Origin of the sequence: Aeromonas sp. R1-2 (genome assembly GCF_040908505.1) — a bacterium.
GTDB classification, from domain to species: domain Bacteria; phylum Pseudomonadota; class Gammaproteobacteria; order Enterobacterales; family Aeromonadaceae; genus Aeromonas; species Aeromonas veronii.
Genome location: NZ_JBFODU010000035.1, coordinates 1 through 22,384 on the forward strand (window position 1 = coordinate 1; position 22,384 = coordinate 22,384).

Genomic DNA, 22,384 nt, shown 5'->3' on the forward strand with positions numbered 1-22,384 from the left:
AATGCGTTGGCGGAGCGGGTGAACGGGATTTTGAAAGGAGAGTTATTGTTGCAAAGCCCGCAGGATTTGACGCAAGCGCGGGAAATGGTGCGTGAGGCGGTGGATATTTACAACGCGGAGCGGCCGCATCATGCGTTGAAATACAGAACCCCCGATGCGGTACATAGGGGGTTCTGAGTGGAGCAAAGCTAGCCGAAAATGTGTAAACCTATTTCAGGACTAGACAGGTCGGTGTGCGGATCACGCTGCCAGTACCTTGCGGATCTCCTGGATGGAGAGCTTGTACTGACGAGGACACTGGCGCCATACAGTCAGCATCCGCTGGTACTTGTCGCGCATGGCGATGTCGCTGGAGAGCTCGTCGCACGGGCACTTGAGCTCGGGGAAGCGCTTGTCCACTTCCAGCAAGAAGCAGACATAGTCGGCCAGCTCCCGCTCCTGGCTGCGGCTGTAGCCGTTGAACTCCAGACGGCTGGCGTTGATCTCGCCCTGATCGGCCGCATCCAGATTACCCCATGAGATGGCCAGTGCGTGGTGCAGCTCCAGGGTGTCGATCACCTCCTGGCAGGTCGCCAGATCCAGATGGCCGAAGCTCTTCTCCAGCTCGAGGATCTGCAGGCAGTAGCCGCGCTCGATGATGGTGCTGGCGCGCTGGTAGACGTCCGCTTTCTCCGGATTGAGTTTCGCCAGAATTTCGTACTGGTTGCTCAGGATCAAACGCTCAGTGTTGCTCATGTTCATGGGATATCTCGCTGGAAGATGATTCTGGGGCCACGTTAACCCATATATAAAATGAATTTTTTGATCTGGGCGGGGGAGTTGGTGAGAAAAATCCGCTGGCAAGGGGTGGCTGAGCAGACGAAAAAGGCCTGCATGGCAGGCCTTTCAATAACGCAGGGGAGGGTTACCCCTTGAGGAAATCCAGTACCACCTGATGGTGATCGCTGGTTTTGAACTTGTCGAAGTGGTGGGCAATCTTGCCCTCTTCGTCGATCAGGAAGCTCTGGCGGTGAATACCGTCATACTCTTTGCCCATGAACTTCTTCGGGCCCCAGACGCCAAAGGCATCGGCGACGGCGTGGTCCTCATCGGCCAGCAGAGTGAAGTTGAGCTGGTCCCGCTCTTCGAACTTTTTCAGCCGTTTGGCCGGGTCCGGGCTGATGCCAAGCACCACCACATTGAGGGCGGCCAGCTCGGCGTTCACATCGCGCAGGCTGCAGGCCTGGGTGGTGCAGCCGGGGGTCATCGCCTTGGGGTAGAAATAGACCAGCACCTTCTTGCCGCGCAGGCCAGCGAGGCTGACCTGATTGCCATTCTGGTCGGGCAGGGAGAAATCGGGGGCGGGGCTGCCAGCTTGTAGTGGTTGCATGGGGTCTCCTCGGGTAAAACGCCCTCAGGCGTGTTTGCGATTGACGATAAACTCGAACGATTCGGCACCCAGTTGACGACAGAATTCGGCGAAGGCGGTTTGCGAACCTTCCACTTCACCCTCTCTGGCCAGATTGAGCTGAAAACTGATCTTCAGCAGGTTGAACGGCTGCTGCTCCAGGGTCATGGATTGCATCGCCTGAATGTTCCAGCCATGTTCGCTGAAGAACTGGGTGCACTGGCTTACGATGCCGGGCTCGTCGCGGATCAACAGGTCGGCACTGGCGCGGACGTCATACTGCAGGGACTGGTGGCGCTCGGTGCGTTTCATCATGGTGATGAGATCCCACTCCTGGCTACGCAGGGGCAGGCTGATTTCGAGTTGCATCATGCTGTTCCAGTCGCCCGAGAGCAGCATGATAAAGGTAAATTCATTGCCGAAGATGCCAAGGCGGCTGTCTACAATGTTGCAACCACAGCCACTGACGTGGCGGGTCACTTCATTGACGATGCCAGGCCTGTCCGTGCCGATGGCCGTTACGACCAGGTAGTGAGTCATAAATCTTCTCTCGTCCGTTATTTCGTTGCGAAAGCCGCGCTGGCAAGCCAACCCTCCGGCCCTGATGACCACTCCCTGAGGGACGCTGCCGACTTTCGTCCATTGCTTTTTGTTCCGGATTGTATCACGGCTTGCCCCCTCTCTCCCTTGTTTTTCAAAGGGGTCAGCTTTACCATTACGCCCCTGAAAATCGGGAGAAAAGTCCATGTTACGCGGTAGTATTGTTGCGCTCGTTACCCCCATGCTGGCTTCAGGTGAAGTCGATTGGGCCAGTCTGGCCAAGCTGGTTGACTATCATGTCAGCGCCGGGACCTGCGCCATTGTTGCGGTGGGTACCACAGGGGAATCGGTGACCCTGAGCGAGCAGGAGCATATCGCCGTCGTTGAAAAGACCGTTGAGTATGCCGCCGGACGCATTCCCGTCATCGCCGGTTGCGGCTCCAACAATACTGCCCATGCCATTGAATTGGCAAAGCGACTGGCCAAAACCGGCGTGGTGGCGGGTCTCTCGGTGACTCCTTACTACAACAAGCCCACTCAGGAAGGTCTCTATCGCCACTATTGTGCGATCGCCGAGGCTAGTGGTCTGCCCCAAATTCTTTATAATGTGCCCGGTCGCACCTGTTGCGATCTCAAACCGGAGACCGTGGCCCGTCTGGCCAAGGTTCCCGGCATTATCGGTTTGAAAGAGGCAACCGGCGATTTGAGCCGCACCCCGCTGCTGCGCGAGCTGTGCGGGCCGGAGTTTGCTCTCTACAGTGGCGACGATGCCACTGGTTGTGATTTTATGCTGCAAGGTGGCGATGGCGTGATTTCGGTCACCACCAATATTGCAGCGGCCCAGATGGCCGACATGTGTCGTGCTGCGCTGGCCGGTGATGCCGGGCAGGCGCATGACATCAACAATCTCTTGATGCCGTTGCACAAGACTCTGTTCTGCGAACCGAGTCCCACCCCGGTGAAATGGGCCTGTGCCCAACTGGGGTTGATTGCAACAGCCACCTTGCGCCTGCCGCTGGTTGACCTCACCCCCGAGGGCGAACAGCTGATGGCGCGAGCACTGACCACTGCGGAGTTGATGGCGAGTGTTTAAATCTAATGGAAAGGGAAATAGAGCCCGTCTGGTGCTGAGCGTTGCGACTGTGGCCGTCTTGGCCGGTTGCAGCACCCCCCAGGATCGCAAAATGGCCAACCGCGACTTCGGTTATGAAGATGCCCGCCTCGAGGGCCGCGCGTTCTTGATCCCCGCAGGATTGAGTGCCCCCACCTTCAACAGCCAGTACGATATTCCGCCGCTTCCCGAGAGCAGCCGTGAAGGTGCCCTCGGCGCCCAAGTTGATGTGCGCCCACCCGCTCAACTGCTGACCGTGGTACCGGGCAGCCAGGTGGTGCAGAGCGCAACCGAACCGACCGTTGCCTTCTATGCCCTGAGCACCAGCCAGAGCGTGGAGCGCGATACCTGGTCGTTCCTGATGAACTTCCTGGCCAAATACAAGGTCACCACCGAGAAGCTGGATCAGCAGGATGGCGTATTGCAGACCGGCTGGTTTGACAACACAGTCGCTCTCGATGGCTGGGGTGAAGATGACGAAGACTTCAAAATCCGTCAGCGTTACCAGTTCACCGTGCGCAACGATGCCCAGCGCCACGCCGTCAACATGTCGGTCCGGGTACTGGATCACGAAGAGACCATCGATGGCGAGACCAGCAACAAGCTGACCCCAGTCGATGCCCAGCGCTACGCCGCGCGAGTGCTGAACCAGTTCTCGCTCTATTACGACAGCCAGCTGAAAGCCCGCGAGCAGCACAAGTCCAACGATGGCATGGGTCTGCAACTGGGTCTGGACAACAACGAGCTGAGCGCCTGGATTGCCGAAGGCTCCTTTGATCAGGTGTGGCGTCGCCTCAACCAGGTACTGCCCGCTTACGGTTTCACCATCAAGGATACCCAGCAGTCTCTGGGCTGGATCGACGTCGAATACGAAGAGCCGGGTGCCGAGTTCTGGAAGGCGAAAGGGAGCGAGCCGTTCAAACTGGAGGAGGAGAAATATCGCTTCCAGCTTGGCGAAATGGCGGGAGGCAAGACCTCCATCACCCTGTTCGACAAGGACAAGAAGCCGGTATCGTCCGGGGTTATCTCCCAGATGTATATCAGCCTGTCCGAGGCGTTCGCCAAGGGGCTGGCCGATCAGGCAGCAGCAAAAACAGAATAAATACAGGGGCCTTGTGCCCCTGTTTTGTTATCAAAATCCCCCTGAAAACGCGGGGATTCCGAGCGGTTTTCGATGATGCGAGCCCCCTTGCCAGCCCGTTGCAAACAGAGCGTGCAGGTGAGGGACTCGCGATGTTTACCCCACAAACAGGAAGTGTTATTAGCCATGAGTCTTGCAGATCAAGTATTGGCGGTGAATGACGATTTGCCGATCCGTACCGATAAACCTGTCCATTCCGGCAAAGTGCGCAGCGTCTACTGGTTGACCCCCGAAGACAGTGCCCGGCTCATAAAAGAGAAAGGCTATGATGTGCCGGCCGATGCGCCTCTCGCCCTCATGGTGATCAGCGATCGCATCTCGGCCTTCGATTGCATCTGGCAAGGTGTGGATGGCCTGAACGGCGTGCCGGGCAAAGGGGCGGCGCTCAACGCCATCTCCAGCCACTGGTTCAAGCTGTTCAAGGAGAAGGGACTGGCCGACAGCCACATTCTGGATATTCCGCACCCCTTCGTCTGGATCGTGCAAAAAGCCCGTCCGGTGATGATCGAGGCGATTGCTCGCCAATACATCACCGGCTCCATGTGGCGTGCCTACAAGGATGGCGAGCGCGAGTTCTGCGGCATCACCCTGCCGGAAGGGCTCAAAAAAGATCAGAAGCTGCCGGAAATTCTCATCACTCCGTCCACCAAGGGCGTGCTGACAGGGCTGGATGGCGTGCCGGAAGCCGATGACGTCAACGTCTCCCGTGCCGATATCGAGCGCCACTATAAAGGCTTCAACTTCAGCAAACCGGCCGACATCGACCGCTACGAAGTGCTGCTCAAAGAGGGCTTCAACGTCATCAGCGACGCGCTGGCCGCGCTGGATCAGATCTTCGTCGATACTAAGTTCGAGTTTGGTTACGTCCACGATGCCGCCGGCAACGAGAAGCTGATCTACATGGACGAAGTGGGCACCCCCGACAGCTCCCGTATCTGGGATGGCGCGGCCCTGCGCGACGGTCAGATTGTCGAGAAGTCCAAAGAGGGTTTCCGTCAGTGGCTGCTCAACCACTTCCCGGATCCGGACATCCTGCTCAACAAGAACCGTATGCCGGAACGTTTTGCCCTGGCCCGCGACAACAAGCTGCCTACCGAAGTGATGATGGATATCTCCAACACCTATGTCGGGATCGCCGAAAAGATCATCGGCCACAAGCTGGCGCGTTCTGCCAATCCCAAGCAGGAGATCATCGAGGTGCTGCGCGATCAGTACGGTCTGATCGACTAAGGGTTGCTCTCTTTTTTTGTCGTCAACAAACAAACGTTTGCTGATGGCGAAGGAGATAGGCAGAGAAACAGACGGGCCCCGCTATGGGGCCCGTTTTTATTGCTGGTCTGGCGGCAAGCGAGCGGCGATTAGCCGTTGACCCTGAACACCTGACCGGTCTGGATGCCCAACACCGACTTCTTGTAAGCCTGCGCCACCTTGGCGGCTGGCACCGGCACGAACCCCGGGAAGAAGTCGGCGTATTTGTCCATCGACTCCGCCAGCACGGTGGGGCTCACCACGTTGATGCGAAGGCCTCTGGGTAGCTCGCAGGCGGCCGCTTTCACAAAGTGATCGATGGCGCCGTTGACTGTGCTGGCGCTCACGCCCCAGTTGATCGGCTCCTCGCTCAGAATACCGCTGATCAAAGTGATGGAACCCTTGTCAGTCAGATAGGGAATGGCGGCTCGGGTCAGGTTGATCTGGCCCATCAGCTTGCTCTCCAGTCCCACCTGCCACTGCTCGTCGGTCATCTCGGTCAGGCCGTTGAAGGCCACGTTGCCGCTGGCTACCACCAGCGCATCGAACTGACCCACCTTGGCAAACAGCGCCTTGATGGAGGCGGGATCGCGCATATCGACCGTGGCATCACCACGGCTGTGGCCGACCCGGATCACCTGATGATCTTTGGCAAGCAGTTCACTGACAGCGGAGCCGACGGTGCCGGAGGCACCCACAATCACAATTTTCATCTGCATCACTCCTGGTTGGGATGTATCGATTCTAGCGCAACAGAAAATGCTAAAAAGCGCGTAAAATAAACCCATTGTTTCCATATTGGAGCTAATGATGGATATCGCCCATCTGGCCAGCTTTTACGAAGTGGTGCTGCGCGGCAGCTTCTCGGCCGCTGCCGATACGCTGGGAGTGAGTAAGGGGATGCTGAGCCGCCACGTCAGCGCGCTGGAGACCTCCCTCAATGCACAACTGTTGCAGCGCACCACCCGCCGCCTCAGTCTGACCGAGGCGGGCAAGACCCTCTATCAGCAGGCGGGGGAGATCTTCGCGTTGGCTCGGCAGGCGGAGCAGGATATTCAGGCGCTGACCGAAGAGGATTGCGGACGACTGCGCTTTACCTGCCCGGTCAGCACCGGCGACCGCATGGTGAGCGAACTGCTGACCAGCTTTGCCGAGCTCTGCCCGGGAGTGGAGGTGGAGCTCAACTTCACCAACCAGATGGTCGACATGAGTCAGGGAGAAAACGACATCGCCCTGCGCGCCATGAGCGAGGTGCCGGACAATCTGGTGGCCCTGCCGCTGGGGCGGCTCAAGGATGTGGTGGTGGCCAGCCCCGCGCTGGTGGCGCGCGAGGGGCGTCCCGCCACTCCCTATGAGCTGAGCGGGCGCAGCTGCCTGTTGCAGGGGCACAATCCTGCCTGGGAGCAGTGGCACTTTATCCGTGAGGGGGAGGAGGCCCACATTCTGGTGCAGGGCAAGGTGCGGACCAACCACTACAGCACAGTGCTGCAACTGGCGCGTGCCGGTATGGGCTATGCCAAGTGCCCGCTGATGCTGGTGGAGTCGCAGCTGACGGCGGGGGAGCTGGTGACCGTGCTCGACGAGTGGCAGAGCGGCCTGCATCAGCTGCATGTGCTGCATGCCCAGCAGCGGCGAGTGCCGCGCAAGCTCCGGCTGTTCAAGCAGGTGCTGGCCCAGTGGTTTGCCGAGCGACCACACTACCTGCTCTGAGCGGCGTTATTTTTCTGTCATCTTCGGCTGCTACCCTGCGCCCATCATCGGCATCAGGAAGATCAGCGGGAATGAAGAGCAATAGAGGGTTGACCGGTTTTGTACTGCTCTGTGCAGTCTTGGGGGCCGGCAGTGTACAGGCCATGGTGGAAGTGAAGGTGCCGGAGAATTTCCGCATCCTCGCGGTGAGCAACGGCACCTTGCAGGATGAGCAGCATGCCACCCTGGTGGATGGCGAGCAGCAACTGCTGGTGCGCTTCGAGGGGGTGATCCCCAGCCGCAGCAGCAGCGAGAATGATCGGCAGGTACGCTCCGAGCCGCAGGTGGTGCGCTATCAGGGCAGCAATCAGCATTTGCAGCTGACGGCCAGCGTACCGGGGGACGAGCGGGGGATGCAGGCCTATGCCAAGGCTCCTGTGGTGGCGTTGCAGGAGAATGGCCGCGCGCTTGCCATCCAGCAGGACGCGCTGGTGACAAGCGGCATGCTGCTTGGGGTGGATTGGAACGGCAAACTGGCTGAATACAACCGCAGCGGCGGCAAGGCGGCGCTGACGGCCGTCGCTGTGACTACACAACCAACAGCTACGCTATCCGGTGGGGGGCAACCCGTTGTGGCTGCCAGCGAGCTGGAAGGGCAGTTGCAGCAGTTGTTCCTCCAGGCAGACCCGGCTCTGCGCAAGCGCTTTATCGGTTGGGCCGTGCCACAGCTTTAAGTTTTCTGCCCGTTGCAGTAACGTGGACACTCCTTTTTCAGGCGCTCTGTTCATCATACTCAACGAGGTTTTCATGTTTGAATTGCATTCACGCCTGCAGGCAGATACCCGGTGGCTCGGGGATCTGCCCCTCTGCCGGGTCTTGCTGGCCAAAGACTGCCAGTATCCCTGGCTGATCCTGGTACCGCGAGTAGCCAACCTGCGGGAAATTCACCATCTGGCGCCGGAGCAGCAGCAACAGCTGATGCAGGAGTCCTGCGCCGTCGCCGCCCTGATGGAGAAGGCCCTCAGCCCGGACAAGATCAACATCGGAGCGCTGGGCAATCTGGTGCCGCAACTCCACCTTCACCATGTCGCCCGCTTTGCGACGGATCGCGCCTGGCCCGGCCCCATCTGGGGGGCTCATCCGGTCGTGCCTTATGAGCCACAAGTTTTGGTCCAGCAGGCCGATATATGGCGTGCCCGGCTCGCCAAGCTGAGCGGTTTCACCCCAGTGGCTGCTGATAACGGAGTCAACTGAGAGGCGTGTCGCTATTTCAGTCTCCGGGCCGCGCCATCTGTTAGAGTTATGGTATAGATAAGCCCATTTTCGATGTTCAGGAAGGTCCCATGATAGTGACAAGATCCGATGACGATGCCGTATTGACCACAGAGGATGTGCTGCTCAGCCTGTGCAACTCGGTGACGGACGTTTTGAGTGCCGCGACCATGAGTCAGGTGCGGTTTTCCGGCATGGTGCAGCGGATCAGCAAGACCTGCCTCAAGCCGGATATCGGTTGCTTCGTGCTGTTCGATGGCGGTTTTTCCGGTCTGGTGGTGATCAACTTCTCCGCCGCCGCCGCCATGGAGCTGTACGAGAGCTACATGCTCAGCATGGGGCTCTCCAAAGAGGATCTCGCCATCTCCCACACCTCTGACGAGGTGAGCAACGTGATGGGCGAGCTGATGAACCAGATCGTCGGTAGCTTTACCGTCAAGGTGGGCCGCGATCTGCAGACTCACATCACCCAGAACCAGCCGAAGATGCTGGCGCTAAACAAGCAGGTGATGCTGAGTGTCGATACCAATCTCGACAGCCCGGAGTCCCGCCGCGTTACCTTCTTCACCGCCCGCAACAACATCTTCTATCTGGAGCTGGCGATGGACAAAACCGAGTTCATCCGTATCCACAATGAGGGGATGGAGCACGAGGAGCTGGATCCCGATGCGCTGATCGCCCAGGCCAAGCAGGATGCCGCCAAGCCGGCTCAGGCGGCAGCTCCGGTTGCCAACGATCACGACGATCTGCTCGACTCTTTGGGTATCTGAGGCAAATGCCGGATAGCAACAAGGCCACCTTCGGGTGGCCTTGTTGTATCGGTGCGCACAACCGTTGTTAGAAGTTGTAGAGCAGGCCGGTGTTGAACATCACTGATTCAGAATCGTAGAAGTTGATGTCGGAATCGGACTTGGCATAGCCAGCGGTAAAGGTTGCGGAGAGCGGAGCAATACCGAACAGGCGGTGCCAGAAGAAGGTACCGGTCAGGGCAAACTCGTCGGAGTCGGCGTTTTGGCCAAAGATCGGGTTGGCCTCATCATATTTGGTCTGGCCCAGATAGGCGTTGCTGACGAAAGACCACTGGGAAGCGCGCATGCCGTAGGTCAACTGGAGGCCGTTGCTCTTGTAGCTTTGGGCGCTGCCATCCAGATCGGCTTGGCGGTAGATAAAGGCTGGCTCCAGCATCTGACCGGGCGCCAGCTGCCATTTGTAGGAGAGGTCGAGGGCGTGGATCTTGCCGTTGCGATCCAGCTTGGCTGCATAGTTTGTCTGGTTATCCTTATCGTATTGCTGGCCGCTGCGCTCCTCATCTACCTCGATGTTGCGGGTGGTCAGGCTGCCATTGAAGTTGCTACCCCAGATGCTGTCCCAGGCGAAGCGAACCCCTTTTGACTTGATATCGGTCGACTGGCGATCAACGCCTACGGCGAAGGGATCGCTCCACTGCTCGGTCGGCATGGCATTAAAGACCACGGAGCCAGCTACGATGCCCTTGTCGCTCATCTCCTGACGGATACCGAGCTGCTGGGTGAAGTCGAAACGGATGGCATCCTGGATCAGGTTACCGAGGAAGACCTGGGTTCGGGTATCGGCAAAGGTGTAGCGGATATCGGCGTTGAGCAGCGGGGCAACGGCGGAGCTGCTCTCGGCACTGCCCAGTCCGCTCAGGCGGCGGTTTTCATCATCACCACTATAAAAATTCGATTCGTAATTGATGACACTGACCCCGCCAAGCAGGAAACCGGACCAGCCAGACTCCTTGGGAATTTCACCCAAATCAGCATAAGCACTATTTGCGACCAGCAGGCCCAGGCCCAGCAAGGTGGTGTTGCGCATCGGATAACTCCTAAATTAAATGGCGGTGAATTTTTTCGGCCGGTGAGTATAAAGAAAAAACCTTAATGGCAACTGACTCAATATTGCCAATTATCCTAACCCACTCATTTCATTCGGTGAATCGTTAATTAATTGTGCGAGATTAAGAAGAGTTCACTCGGTTGTGCTGGTATTCTGTACCGCGAATATCGGGGGAAAACAATAAGATGAAACAGATTAAATCCTGGGCGCAATATTATGTCGATCTGATGACCAAGCTGGGACTGGTGCGCTTTAGCATGTTCCTGGCGGCGGGCATTATCGTGCTGGCGGTCGCCATCCAGATGGGGGTGACCCTGTTCCTGCGCGGCAATATCGATGTGATCGACTTCGTTCGCTCGGTCTTCTTTGGCCTGCTGGTGACTCCCTGGGCGGTCTATTTTCTCTCCATCGTGGTGGATCAGCTGGAGGATTCCCGTCAACGACTGAGCCGGATGGTGCGCAAGCTGCAAGATATGCGCGAGCGGGATCTGGAGCTCAATACCCAGCTGCAGGAGAACATCAGTCGCCTCAACGCCCAGATTGCCGAGACCAACCGGGCCGAGAGCCTGCGTCTGCAGGCCATTGAGGATCTCGAGAACGAGGTGTTCCAGCGAGAGAAAGCCCAGCTTCATCTGGGGGAGCGTACCGCCCTGCTGCGCTCCTTTATCGACTGCTCCCCCGATCTGGTCTACTACCGCAACGAGGATGAGCAGTTCTCCGGTTGCAACCGCGCCATGGAGGAGCTGACCGGCAAGGTGGAGGCCGAGCTGATCGGTCTGACCCCGTTCGATGTCTACAAGCAGGAGATTGCCAACAAGGTGGTGGAGACCGACAAGCAGGTTTTTGCCAGCAACGAGCCGCTCACCTACGAGCAGTGGCTGGAGTATCCCGATGGCCGCAAGGCTTACTTCGAGCTGCGCAAGGTGCCCTTCTTCGACCGCTTCGGCAAGCGACTCGGCTTGCTCGGTTTTGGCCGCGACATCACCGAGCGCAAGCAGTATCAGGACAAGCTGGAGAAGGCGAGCCGCGACAAGACTACCTTCATCTCCACCATCAGCCACGAGTTGCGCACCCCGCTCAACGGCATTGTGGGCTTAAGCCGGATGCTGATGGATACTCCCCTCGATCCCAAGCAGCACCAGCAGCTCAAGACTATTCACCTGAGTGCGGTGACCCTTGGCAATATCTTCAACGACATCATCGACTTGGACAAACTGGATCGCCGTCGCCTCGAAATTGCACCGACCCGTATCGATCTGCCCGCCTTCCTCGACGAGCTGGAGACCCTGTCGCGTATTCAGGCGGAGCAGAAGGGGCTCTATCTGCATTTCGATCGGGATGGCGACATGCCGCAATTTGTGATGGCTGACGGCACCCGCCTGCGTCAGGTGCTGTGGAATCTGGTGGGCAACGCGGTCAAGTTTACCGATGAGGGGGGCGTCACCGTGCGCTGTCTCTCCCATCCCGCCGATGAGCCGGGCAAGCTGGCCCTGCACTTCGAGGTGGAGGATACCGGTATCGGCATCCCGCGCGCCCAGCAGGAGAAGATCTTCGCCATGTACTATCAGGTGCAGGGCAAGAAGCACGCCACCGGCACCGGTATCGGCCTCGCGGTCTCCCGTCAGCTGGTGCAGGCGATGGGCGGGCAGCTTTATGTGGATAGCGATCCGGGCGAAGGCTCCTGCTTTACCGCCGAATTGGAAGTGGCTTGCGCCGAGCCTGTGTTGCCAGAGCAGGAGGAGGAGATGCCTTCCCTCGATATCCTGCTGGTGGAGGATGTGGAGCTTAACGTGACGGTGGCCTGCGCCCTGCTGGGCAAGCTGGGTCATCAGGTGCAGGTGGCACGGGACGGCACCCAGGCGTTGGCGATGGCCAACCCGGATGATTTCGACCTCATTTTGCTCGATATCCAGCTGCCGGACATGACCGGCTTCGATGTGGCGAAAACCCTGCTGGAGCGTTATGGCGACAGCCTGCCACCCATGGTGGCACTCACCGCCAACTCCACCGGTGATCGCCAGTACTACCGGGATCACGGCATGCAGGATGTGATTAACAAGCCGCTTGGCTCCAAAGCAGTGCGGGAGGTGATTGGCCACCTGTTTGCCGATCTGGCCGAGGATGAAGCGGACGAGCAGGCGGATGCGGGCAATCAGGATTCCCTGCTGGATATCCCCTTCCTCACCGATTACGCCGATACCGTGGGTAAACCGGTGCTGCTCTCCAGCGTTGATCTGTTCGAGAAGATGATGCCGGACTACATGGCGGTGCTCGACTCCAACATGATTGCCAAGGATCAGGCCGGCGTGGTGGAAGAAGCCCACAAGATCAAAGGGGCGGCAGGCTCCATTGGCCTGCGCCGACTGCAGCAGACTGCCCAGCTTATTCAGAGCCCGGATCACCCCGCCTGGTGGGAGAACGTAGAGGACTGGATTGAGACGCTGCGCCGCGAATATCCCGGCGATATCGCCCGTCTGCGGCGTTGGTTGCTGTCTTGAGGCTGGAGGTTGTCTTGAGTCTGATGGAAGTTGCTGGCAAGGAGCTGCGAGATGTATAGCCGTTTGATTACCCCTGCGCGCATCCACCCTTGGGGAGACGAGGATCTGCTGGAGGCGACCGAGCAGGATCGCGCCCGTATCGTGCAGGCCGCACCGGTGCGCCGGTTGCAGCAGAAGACCCAGGTCTTTCCGCTCGATGTGAAGGCCTCGGTGCGTAGCCGCCTCACCCACTCGCTGGAGGTGCAGGAGACCGGTCGCCAGATCAGCCGCCGCATTCTGGCCGCCTTGCCAGCAGGAACGGTCTGCGAAGGGGCCTTTATCAATCTGGTGGAGATGTCCTGCCTGCTTCATGACGTGGGCAACCCGCCGTTTGGCCACTTTGGCGAGCAGGTGATGAGCCAGTGGCTCGGCGAGATGCTCGATCCCCTTTATCAGCAGGCGCTGGCGCAGCCCCCCTCGGCCCAGTGGGCTGAATTGCGTCAGGACCTGCAACTGTTTGATGGCAACGCCCAGAGTCTGCGGCTGGTGCACAGCCTGCACGAGCTTAACCTGACGCTCGGGCAGCTGGCGGCACTCTGCAAATACCCGCAGCAGCCGCAACCCGGGGTGAGCTATGGTCAGCATCATGGCTGGAGCAGCAAGCGGGGCATCTTCTTTAGCGAGCAGCCGCTCTACCGTGCCCTCGGCCAGAGTCTGGGATTGGCCCCCGGCTGCCGTCATCCGCTGGTCTACATCATGGAGGCGGCCGATGACATCTCCTACTGCATCGCCGATCTGGAAGATGCGGTAGATCGGAGGATCCTGACACTGTCAGAGCTGCTGGTGGCGCTGCGGGTTGCTGACCAGAGCGACTATCTGGCTGCGTTGCTGGACGAGGCGCTGGCTTCTGGTCGGGGCTTTTTCCCCCATTTTCGCCAGCAGCTGACCCGGGATCTGGTGGCGTTGGCGGCGCAGAGCTATGTCAGCGAACATCAGGCCATTTTGCAGGGCTCCTATCAGCAAGCGCTGCTGCACGGTCAGGCGCCGGCGGCGCGGGTGCTCGATATCCTCAAGCAGGTGGCCCGCGAGCTGGTCTTTATGCGCCCCGAAGTCGAGGCTCTCGAACTGGAAGGGTATGCGGCGCTGCGCGGGGTGCTGACCAGTTATGCCTGTCTATTGGCGCTGCCTGCGCCACAGTTTGCTCGCCTGCTGGCCGGGGAGGGGAGTCAGGCGCTGTTCTTTGCGCGCCGCCTCTATCACCGCCTCTCGGCTCGTCACCTCAAGGCCTATCGATTGGCGATCGCCACCCCGGATCCACGTTTTGCCTGTAAGCATGAGCAAGAGTGGTATTACCGGGTGCGGTTGCTGCTCGATTATGTCAGCGGCATGACGGATACCTACGTGCTGGAGGAGTACCGGCTACTCTCGGGGATCTGATGTCCCAAGCTCCCCTTCGGGCAGCATAAAATGCCGTAAAAACGTTTAAAAAGGAGTCGCAAGAGGCTTGTTTTAAATTCGGATATTTTTTAGACTTCTGCAACCTGTTCAACTTTTATCCGGTAAGGAGACGAATATGCAACATCTGATGCTCAATATTGCATTCTCTCGCGGCACTGCGTGCGGCGTGAAATCTCGTGCTCTTTTACCGCGTGGCGTAAACAGGTAACCCCTGTCTTTTTATCACCCGCGGTTCGTCCCGCAGGGTGATATCCACTTTCTCCGGGAGAACCGCATGTTCAACTGGAGAATATCATGTCTATCGAACTGGTTTTACTGCGCAGTGTTGAATCCCTGGTCCAGAGAAGGATTGCCCGGGTCGAGCGTCGTCTCGTGCAGGTCAATCTGTCGCCCGCCCTGCTCAGGGATATCGGGCTGGAAGGATATCAGGGTCAAATCGCCCTCGTTCGCGAGCGGGAGTATCAAACCGGCTTCCGCCTCGGGAATCGAATAACCTGATCGCGAAGGGGAGAATAAGATCCCCCTCGCTAGTGAAATGGCAGGCTGCATGCCTGCCATTTTTCCATCTTATGGTTGATTCCAGGTTCACATGTTGGTGACTCAGTATTATCCTCTCCGCCCTCTTTGTAACAGCTGCGATTGTTTTCTCGCCTTGCGTCGTCAGGATCTGCAAGATTAGAGGTGGCAGCCCTATCTGTTTTACTCATCAGGACAAGACCTTATGCCACTCCTTCGTCAGCTTTTTCTTCCCATTTTGCTGTTGTTTTCAGGCATGTTGGCTGTTGCGGCTCCCCAGCCGCAAGATGAGAGCACAAGTAACGAAATCTCCGCACAAAAGGAGCTGCTGGTTGGGGTACCCCGTGGTGGTTATCCCCCTTTCATCTATCAACTCCCCAACCAGCGTTATGCCGGCCCGCTCAAAGAGTTGGCCTCGCGCATTGCAGCAGAAATGGGCGTGTCCCTGCGCTATATATCCTACAACTCCTACGTAGATGCCCAGATTGCTCTCCAAGGCGGCCAGATCGATGCATTAATCGGGGTCGAACGTAATGCTCTTGAATTGAAGGGGATAAACCCTATTGGCAGTATCGGTTCTTATGCTCGCTCCATTTTAATGCATACCCCGGATCAGCGATTGACCCTGGAGCAGGCGCGCAAGTTACGCTGGGTCTGTATTCGCGGGTTTGGCAGTTGTAATGAATTGGCTCGTTTGGGGATCTCTGATGTAACTGAGCTGGAGAGCCGCACTGAGGCGACCTATATGGTCAAGCTGGGCGCTGTTGATGCATATCTTGAGTTGGGTCCAATTGTTACCCTCAAGATGGAGAGAATGCCAGCGTCAATGGGGGTTGTCGCTCCTGGGTGGCTTTCTGGCAGCACGCTGACGATGGCGACCAGCTCCCGCCAGCCAGAGCTGAGCGAGAAGCTTTGGCAGGCATATCAACGGATACCCGTTGCAGACTCACGACTACGGTTGCATCAGGAAGATGAGCGCGCCAACGCTGGTCTGTTGCTGGAACCTGATGAGGCTAGTTGGCTGAAGCAGAGAAACAAGGTCATCAAGTTCGCCGTTGCCCCCGGATTTGCCGGCATCAGTGAAATCGATGACGAAGGTGAATTGCATGGCTATACGGCAGACCTGATGAAGTTACTGAGTCTGCGCTCCGGGATCCGCTTTGAGCTGGCGTCGACAAATACCTGGCAGGAGTCACTTAAACTGCTGAAAGAGCACAAAGTGGACCTTATTCCCTTGATGACACCGCTCAAGGATCGTCAGTCCTTTGCCTCTTTTACCTCCTCCTATCTGAAGTTCGACAGCTATGTTGTAGCCAGACACGGTGCTCGCCCGCTGAAGTCGTTGGTCGAGCTGAAAGGGCGTCTGATTGGTGGTGTGACGGGCTCTTACGAAGCCTCTCTCATTCACGCGCTGGGCGCCAATATTATCGAAGTAGGCAAAGATGCCGATTTACTGACCTTGCTTGACACTGGGCGAGCTGAATATGTGCTGTTGACCATGACCAATCTGGGACAGCAGGCAATGAAGGGTTTCAATGAGAAGTATCAGGTGGTGCTGAGTTCTCCCGAATTTTCCGTACCTATCAGTATGGCTGTCGACAATGCTCAGCCCGAGTTGCTCCGCATCATGGACAAGTTGCTGCTGACCATCACGGATGAGGAATGGCAACTGCTGGAGCGACGCTGGCTCAATGTGTCGGTCAATATCGAATCCGATTACACCCTGATTTACAAATGGTTGGCCATAGGGGGGGGCGCCTTGTTCGTCAGCGGTTTGCTGGTGATGTTCTGGGCTCGCAGTTTGCGTCGCCAGATTGCGCAGCGGAAAATCGCAGAGGACAAGCTGAACGAACAGTTGCTGTTTGTGCAGACCTTGCTCAACTCACTGCCAACCATGGTGGCGCTACGTGATAGCGAGCAGCGGATCACCTTGTGCAATCAGGCCTATCGCGATGCTTTCCTCGGTGCTGGCAGTAGCAGTGAGGAGCTGCAAAACATGCCAGAGACACTCAGAAACAGTGTGTTGGCAGAAGAGCGTTTGGTGTGGCAGACAGGACAGGATCTGGAGGGGGCAGGGAGCAACCTGCGAGCTGATGGTACACCCTGCCATGTTATCTATGCCAAACGCCCTTATCGCGATCCCGATGGCAATATGCTGGGGGTGTTGACAGTACTGACCGATGTCAGCCGGATCAAAGAGGCGGAGGAGCGCGCCCGTCAGGCTGAAAATCGCCTTACCCAGATTACCGACAGCATGCCTGGGGTGGTCTATCAGTATTTGTGGCAAGGACCCGGCAAGGGGCGGTTTTTGTATGCCTCTCAGGGTGCCAGCGAGATCCTCGGGGCTTCCCGGCAGGAGCTGTTCAATGCCGAATCGGGTGGTGAGGTGTTCGGCTTTACCGAAGAGGCGTTGCAGGATTTTGTCAGCAAGGTGGCCAATCATGCCGAGACTCTGGCGCCCCTCGACCTGGAGGTCAAGGTGGAGCGACCTGATGGAGATCGCTATCTGCAAGTGCGTGGCAACTTTGTCAGACAGGAGCAGCAGGCGCTGATCCTTAACGGGGTGATTCAGGACATCACGGCCCTCAAGCAACAGGAATACGAGCTGCGCGAAGCTCGCGCCTATGCCGAGCAGGCGATGCAGGCTCGCAGCCGCTTTTTGGCAACCATGAGCCATGAACTACGAACACCCATTTCAGGCATGCATGGCATGCTCGAATTGCTGCAAATGAGCGAGCTCAACGACGACCAGCGTTTTATGGTGCGCAATGTGGTCACCTCGACCAACAACCTGCTCTATCTGGTCAATGACATCCTCGATTTTTCCAAGATAGAAGCAGGTCAGTTGCAGTTGAATTACCAGAGCAGCCGGTTGCAAACGGTGATCTGCGATGCCATTCGTGGCCACGCGGCACTGGCTCATAACAAGGGGCTCAACGTGGTGCTGGAGTGGGAGCATCATGTGCCGGATTGGGCCGACATCGACGGGGTGCGTATCGGTCAGGTCATCTCCAACCTGCTCAACAATGCGGTGAAGTTTACCGAACAAGGGGGGATTACTATCCTGGTCAGCTACCTGAGCGAGCAACTGACCATCAGTGTCAGTGACACCGGTATCGGGATCGCCAAAGAGAAGCAGGCGCTGCTGTTCACGCCTTTTGAGCAGGTGGAGTCAGATATCAACCGTCGTTTTGGTGGCACCGGCTTGGGGTTGGCAATCTGTGAGCAGCTGGTATGCAAAATGGGGGGGGCACTGACACTGACCAGCAAGGCAGGGGAGGGCTCCAGCTTCCGCTTTACCGTGCCGCTAACCAATCCGCAGTGGGATCCCCCTGCTCTGGCAGACACAGAATGGTGGTTTTTCAGCGATGACACCAACCTCGAAGCGGCCATGGTGCGGCAGGGGGCCAAGCTCAGGTACTTGGGGGCCAATGAGCTCAGTCGCTCACTGGAAGGGTTGCTGTTGGCCGATCAACGGTGGCTTGAGCAAGCGCTTGGGGGGGAATGGCAAAGCTGGCTGCAACACTCTGCGCTGAAGGGGATCATAGCGTCACCCGATGAGGCGTTACGGGGGCGGATTGGTGAACAGAAATGGTGGCGTCTGGGTCTATCTCCTCTCTATCCGGATCTTCTGCTGGAGAGCTGCCACGAATTGCTACAGGAGCGGGTCACACCAATCCTCCCTGCGCTTGCAGAGAAGCTGGGTGGCAAAGTATTGGTGGCCGATGATCATCCGGTCAATCGTGCCTTGTTGGCACGGCAGTTGGCCATTCTTGGTATCGAGGCTCAGGTTGTGGAAGATGGCGAGAAGGCTCTGCGGGCCTGGCAGGGACAGCAATTCTCCCTGCTGTTGACTGATTGCCATATGCCGGTGATGGATGGTTATGCCCTGACCAAGGCGCTGCGGGCTGCGGGAGTGACGGCCCCCATCATAGGGGTAACGGCAGATACGTCGGAAGAGGCGAGTGCTCGTATGGTAGAGGCAGGCATGAGTGACATGTTACTGAAGCCCTACCCGCTGGATATCTTGCGCCAGATGCTGGCCCATTGGCTGGCAGAGAAGACGCCAACCAGAAGCGCGGTTGCGCCCGTTGATAGGGCTACAGGCATGCAGGCTGAGCGCTGGTTGGCGCTGTTTGGTGACGAGCTGACCGCGCGAGTCATGGCGGTGGAGTATCTCGATTCCAACCGGCAGGATGGCGAGGCAATGATGGCAGCACTGATTTGTCATGATGCCAGCGCCTTGGTAGAGACCGCCCACCGGGTCAAGGGGGCTGCCCGAATGGTCGGGTTGGAGGAGCTTGCCAGCCAGGCCGCCATACTGGAATCGGCAGCGCGATTGAAGCGGCTCGACGAGCTCGACGATCTGGTCAGCACTGTGCAGAGGTTGATGACGGCGATTGCCCACGACATTGGATTATGGCTCGATGAAAAAAGCACAACATGAGTTGGTCATCATGGTCGTGGAAGACCATGGATTTCAGCGCAAGGCGCTGCTGCACCAGATCCGCAGCCTGGGTTACCCGAATCTGCTGGAAGCGGTCGATGGTGTCGAGGCGTTGGCGCTTAGCCAGCAACACAACGTCGATATCCTGTTTTGCGATCTGCGAATGCCCGGAATGGATGGCATGGCGCTGTTGCGCCGCCTGTCGCTGGGTGGTTTTCAGGGCGGCATTATCCTCTCCAGCGCGCTTGAGGGGGATGTGGTCGAAGCCGTATTGCGTATGAGTACCGCTTATGGCTTGCAGGTGCTCGGTCGCATAGAGAAACCCTCAACGCCGCAGCAGCTCCAGCGGCTTATCCAGGCTTGGTCACCCCGGCAGGAACCAGTCAGAGAAGAAGAGGGGCACAGAATAGGACTCGATGAGTTGCGTCGGGCGATCGAGCAAGATCAACTGCTGCCCTGGTATCAGCCCAAGGTGAGTTTTGCATCTGGCGAGTGGGTCGGGATGGAGGCGTTGGCCCGCTGGCAACACCCCGAGTTTGGCCTGATCCCGCCAGGGCGTTTTATTTCACTGGCGGAGCACAACGGGCTTATCGATCCGTTGACCGAGGTGATCATCAGCAAATCTCTGAGTGATGGCCATTTATGGGAGGAAACCGGGTTGTCACTCAATCTGTCGATGAACCTCTCCACCACCTCACTCATTGAAGGGGACCTCTGCAACTTATTGATTGATCAGTGCAAGCGCTGGAGTATCAATCCGGAGCTTATCACTCTGGAGGTGACCGAGAGCGCATTCGTGCAGGATCTGGGCAAGTCTCTGGAGGTGCTGACCCGGCTAAGGATGCATGGCTTTGGCCTCTCCATCGATGATTTTGGTACCGGCTACTCCTCGATGCAGCAGCTGGCACTGTTGCCGTTCACCGAACTCAAGCTGGATCGCTCCTTTGTCGATCGCTGCCATGCCGATCCGTCACGTTTGGCTATCATCGAGTCCAGTATCGAGTTGGCCCGCAAGCTGGGGCTGAAGTCGGTGGCGGAAGGGGTAGAGGATGAGGCGACCTGGCGAGTGCTGGCCCAACTCGGTTGCGACCTCTGTCAGGGATTTTTCTCTGCCCGCCCGATGCCGCGCAGTGAATTGGCTAATTGGCACCGGACTTGGCAAGATAGATTGCCTACACTGATATCTATCTGATTCTGTTGGCTGGATCCCTCCGTTTGAACAAGGATGTTCATGAAAATCTCAAGCAAGTTGCTGCTCAGCTTCGGTTTTATCAACCTGCTGATCCTGCTCTCCTCCACGCTGGTCTATTACCGGCTGACCCAGATCAATCAGGCCCAGCACACCCTGCTGGAGCAGGCGCTGCCCACTCTGCAGCGGGATGAAACGAGCCAGAAGGCGCTGGTTGCCACCGTTTCTGCCTTGCGTGGCTATCTGATCCTCGGCAAGGATCCGGCTCAGGCTTCCCGTCTCAAGCAGGAGTGGGAGTCGGCCTGGCAGGCCATCGCCCATCAGGCCTTCAGTCCGGCGCTCGCCAAGTCTCTCGAGACCTTCAAAAGCCATCAGGAGAAGGTGTGGACCATAGCCCAGAGTGAAGAGAATCTGCCCGCTCACACCCTGATGCTGCAGGAGGTGGGGCCGCTGGCGGAGGCGGCGCTCGATCAGCTGCAATCCTTTGCCAATGAAGAAGTTGGCACTCCGCAGGATCAACTCTCCGGCGATCGCCGCATGCTGCTCAAGCAGGTGGGAGATGCCTACAACAGCCTCGCCAACGCCCTCTCTGCCCTGCGGGATTTTCTTATCTCAGGCGATCCCGAATACCGCAGCAAGTATCAGGATTACTACCAGTTTCACCAGCAGCGGGTGGCTGAGGTGAAGCAGCAAGCCGCGCTCTTTACCGACACGCAGCAGAGCCTCTGGCAGCTGTTTGAAGAGATGGCGACCCCCTTCTCCGAGCTGGTGGGGCAGGTGATCGAGAAGCGCCAGGCACCGGATTGGGATCAGGCAAACTACCTGATGGCCACCGACATCGAGCCGATGCAGTCCAGCCTCAGCGAGCAGTTGGTCCAGCAGGTGGAGAAAACCCGCGCCGAGGTGGAGCTGATTTCGGCGCAGATGACCGGAGCCGGGAGGGCCATCAACCAGACACTGCTGTTGGCTACCGGCAGCGCCATCGTGCTTGGCATGGTGGTCGCATGGCTCTTTAGTCGCCGTCTGACCCGTGACATTGCCTGTCTGGTGACCCGGGCGGGGCAGGTTGCGGATGGCCGGCTGGCGGCCGAGCCCTTGCCGATAACGGGGCAGGATGAGTTGGGAGAGTTGACCGGTTCCATCAACCGGATGTCTGCCCAGTTACATCATCTGGTCGGGGAGTTGCAGGGTGCAGTGGGGCAGGTCGAGGTGGCCTGTCTCGATGTGGGCAGCACCACCAGAGCCATAGTGGCGGATCTGACGGAGCAGGATCAGCGGGTTGATGCGGTGGCGGCGGCTATCGATCAGATGTCGGTGAGCGCTCGTGATGTGGCCAGTAACATTGCCGGTGTGGCGGATGGTGCCCATCAGGTGCGGCAGCAGACCCGTCAGGGAGAGGCCGCGCTGACGCGAATGAGCGATACCATGCAGCAGATTGCCGCCATGATTGGACAGGCCAACGAAGCCATGGGGCTGCTGGAGCATCAGAGTGAACAGGTGGGGCAGATCACCGAGGTGATCGCCACTATAGCCGAGCAGACCAATCTGCTGGCACTCAATGCGGCGATCGAGGCTGCACGGGCAGGCGAGCAGGGGCGTGGTTTTGCGGTGGTGGCCGATGAGGTACGCCAGCTGGCGACCCGCACCCATCAATCCACTGCCGAGATCAGCCAGACCATTGCGGCCATTTCCCAGCAGACTCGCCAGACGGTGAGTACCGTCAGCAGCGGTACCCGGTTGGTAGAGCAAGGGCGGGATGCAGTCGGATTGGTGACAGATACCCTGAGTGCCATGAACCAGCTGGTACAGTCGCTGTCGGGCCAGCTGGAGGCCATTTCGGTGGCAACCGAGCAGCAGTCGCGGGTGGCCGCCGAGGTATCCGGGACGGTCGACGACATTGCCACGCTCAGTCGGCAATCCTGTCAGCGTAGTCAGCAGGGGGAGGAGATCGTAGCCAGACTGGCTGGCGATACCGGCAAGCTGAAGGCGGTCATCGCCCGTTTTGATCTTGATGCGTGAGATGGCGGGATCATCCCGCCATTGCTAATGCCA

At 58.2% G+C, this 22,384-nt stretch carries 19 protein-coding genes; 14 read left to right on the top strand and 5 right to left on the bottom strand.

Features of this window, described 5'->3' with window-relative positions:
- Positions 1–177: integrase core domain-containing protein (locus AB5Y76_RS13890; protein ID WP_368177745.1), on the top strand; the 177-nt coding region annotated here is incomplete at its 5' end.
- 63 nt (positions 178–240) lie between these two features.
- Here AB5Y76_RS13890 and AB5Y76_RS13895 read toward each other — a convergent pair.
- The 3 genes from AB5Y76_RS13895 to AB5Y76_RS13905 form a co-directional block, all read right to left on the bottom strand.
- On the bottom strand, positions 241–741 hold the full coding sequence (locus AB5Y76_RS13895; protein ID WP_019446223.1) for a YfbU family protein: 501 nt from the start codon (positions 739–741) through the stop codon (positions 241–243).
- 163 nt (positions 742–904) lie between these two features.
- Positions 905–1,369: a thioredoxin-dependent thiol peroxidase gene (gene bcp / locus AB5Y76_RS13900; RefSeq protein WP_005358255.1), complete on the bottom strand. Its 465-nt coding sequence runs from the start codon at positions 1,367–1,369 to the stop codon at positions 905–907.
- A gap of 24 nt (positions 1,370–1,393) precedes the next feature.
- Entirely contained in the window at positions 1,394–1,927 is a 534-nt protein-coding gene (locus AB5Y76_RS13905) for a glycine cleavage system protein R (protein ID WP_005349229.1), read from the bottom strand.
- Positions 1,928–2,132: 205 nt separating this feature from the next.
- On the opposite strand from AB5Y76_RS13905, the gene dapA reads away from it, so the two are divergent.
- The 3 genes from dapA to AB5Y76_RS13920 all read left to right on the top strand — a co-directional run bounded on the left by dapA (position 2,133) and on the right by AB5Y76_RS13920 (position 5,409).
- Positions 2,133–3,020, top strand: coding sequence for a 4-hydroxy-tetrahydrodipicolinate synthase (gene dapA / locus AB5Y76_RS13910; protein ID WP_139410839.1), 888 nt, complete (start codon positions 2,133–2,135; stop codon positions 3,018–3,020).
- A complete protein-coding gene (gene bamC / locus AB5Y76_RS13915; protein WP_368177744.1) occupies positions 3,013–4,140 on the top strand; it encodes an outer membrane protein assembly factor BamC in 1,128 nt (375 codons plus the stop codon). Before dapA ends, bamC begins: the two co-directional genes overlap by 8 nt.
- Before the next feature lie 165 nt (positions 4,141–4,305).
- Positions 4,306–5,409 (top strand): phosphoribosylaminoimidazolesuccinocarboxamide synthase, encoded by a 1,104-nt coding sequence (locus AB5Y76_RS13920; protein WP_263718359.1) that lies wholly within the window; start codon positions 4,306–4,308, stop codon positions 5,407–5,409.
- A gap of 128 nt (positions 5,410–5,537) precedes the next feature.
- Here the strand turns inward: AB5Y76_RS13920 and AB5Y76_RS13925 are convergent, their stop codons facing one another.
- Positions 5,538–6,140, bottom strand: a complete 603-nt coding sequence (locus tag AB5Y76_RS13925; RefSeq protein WP_201945853.1) for a short chain dehydrogenase — start codon at positions 6,138–6,140, stop codon at positions 5,538–5,540.
- A 97-nt stretch (positions 6,141–6,237) separates the two neighbouring features.
- Between AB5Y76_RS13925 and AB5Y76_RS13930 the strand changes: the two genes are divergently transcribed.
- From AB5Y76_RS13930 to AB5Y76_RS13945, 4 genes are all read left to right on the top strand, one after another.
- Positions 6,238–7,137 (top strand): LysR family transcriptional regulator, encoded by a 900-nt coding sequence (locus AB5Y76_RS13930; RefSeq protein WP_263718412.1) that lies wholly within the window; start codon positions 6,238–6,240, stop codon positions 7,135–7,137.
- Between the two features lie 71 nt (positions 7,138–7,208).
- Positions 7,209–7,850, top strand: coding sequence for a DUF2057 domain-containing protein (locus tag AB5Y76_RS13935; protein WP_263718360.1), 642 nt, complete (start codon positions 7,209–7,211; stop codon positions 7,848–7,850).
- Positions 7,851–7,923: 73 nt separating this feature from the next.
- A complete protein-coding gene (locus AB5Y76_RS13940) occupies positions 7,924–8,370 on the top strand; it encodes an HIT domain-containing protein (RefSeq protein ID WP_263718361.1) in 447 nt (148 codons plus the stop codon).
- 89 nt (positions 8,371–8,459) lie between these two features.
- Positions 8,460–9,158 (top strand): DUF3334 family protein, encoded by a 699-nt coding sequence (locus AB5Y76_RS13945; protein WP_005339098.1) that lies wholly within the window; start codon positions 8,460–8,462, stop codon positions 9,156–9,158.
- A 67-nt stretch (positions 9,159–9,225) separates the two neighbouring features.
- On the opposite strand, the gene AB5Y76_RS13950 is transcribed toward AB5Y76_RS13945, so the two are convergent.
- Positions 9,226–10,224, bottom strand: coding sequence for a DUF2860 family protein (locus tag AB5Y76_RS13950; protein WP_058059483.1), 999 nt, complete (start codon positions 10,222–10,224; stop codon positions 9,226–9,228).
- Between the two features lie 206 nt (positions 10,225–10,430).
- Here AB5Y76_RS13950 and arcB point away from each other — a divergent pair, with 206 nt between their 5' ends.
- The 6 genes from arcB (at position 10,431) to AB5Y76_RS13980 (ending at position 22,351) form a co-directional block, all read left to right on the top strand.
- On the top strand, positions 10,431–12,743 hold the full coding sequence (gene arcB / locus AB5Y76_RS13955; RefSeq protein ID WP_193861318.1) for an aerobic respiration two-component sensor histidine kinase ArcB: 2,313 nt from the start codon (positions 10,431–10,433) through the stop codon (positions 12,741–12,743).
- A 51-nt stretch (positions 12,744–12,794) separates the two neighbouring features.
- Positions 12,795–14,159: a dGTPase gene (gene dgt, locus AB5Y76_RS13960; protein ID WP_263718364.1), complete on the top strand. Its 1,365-nt coding sequence runs from the start codon at positions 12,795–12,797 to the stop codon at positions 14,157–14,159.
- A gap of 315 nt (positions 14,160–14,474) precedes the next feature.
- Positions 14,475–14,678 carry a hypothetical protein gene (locus tag AB5Y76_RS13965; RefSeq protein ID WP_005349248.1) on the top strand — a complete coding sequence of 68 codons (204 nt, stop codon included), beginning with the start codon at positions 14,475–14,477 and terminating at the stop codon, positions 14,676–14,678.
- Positions 14,679–14,901: 223 nt separating this feature from the next.
- A complete protein-coding gene (locus AB5Y76_RS13970; RefSeq protein ID WP_263718365.1) occupies positions 14,902–19,143 on the top strand; it encodes a transporter substrate-binding domain-containing protein in 4,242 nt (1,413 codons plus the stop codon).
- On the top strand, positions 19,124–20,335 hold the full coding sequence (locus tag AB5Y76_RS13975; protein ID WP_160882480.1) for an EAL domain-containing protein: 1,212 nt from the start codon (positions 19,124–19,126) through the stop codon (positions 20,333–20,335). The genes AB5Y76_RS13970 and AB5Y76_RS13975 overlap by 20 nt, the downstream gene beginning before the upstream one ends.
- Before the next feature lie 39 nt (positions 20,336–20,374).
- On the top strand, positions 20,375–22,351 hold the full coding sequence (locus AB5Y76_RS13980) for a methyl-accepting chemotaxis protein (protein ID WP_263718367.1): 1,977 nt from the start codon (positions 20,375–20,377) through the stop codon (positions 22,349–22,351).
- Positions 22,352–22,384 lie beyond the last annotated feature (33 nt).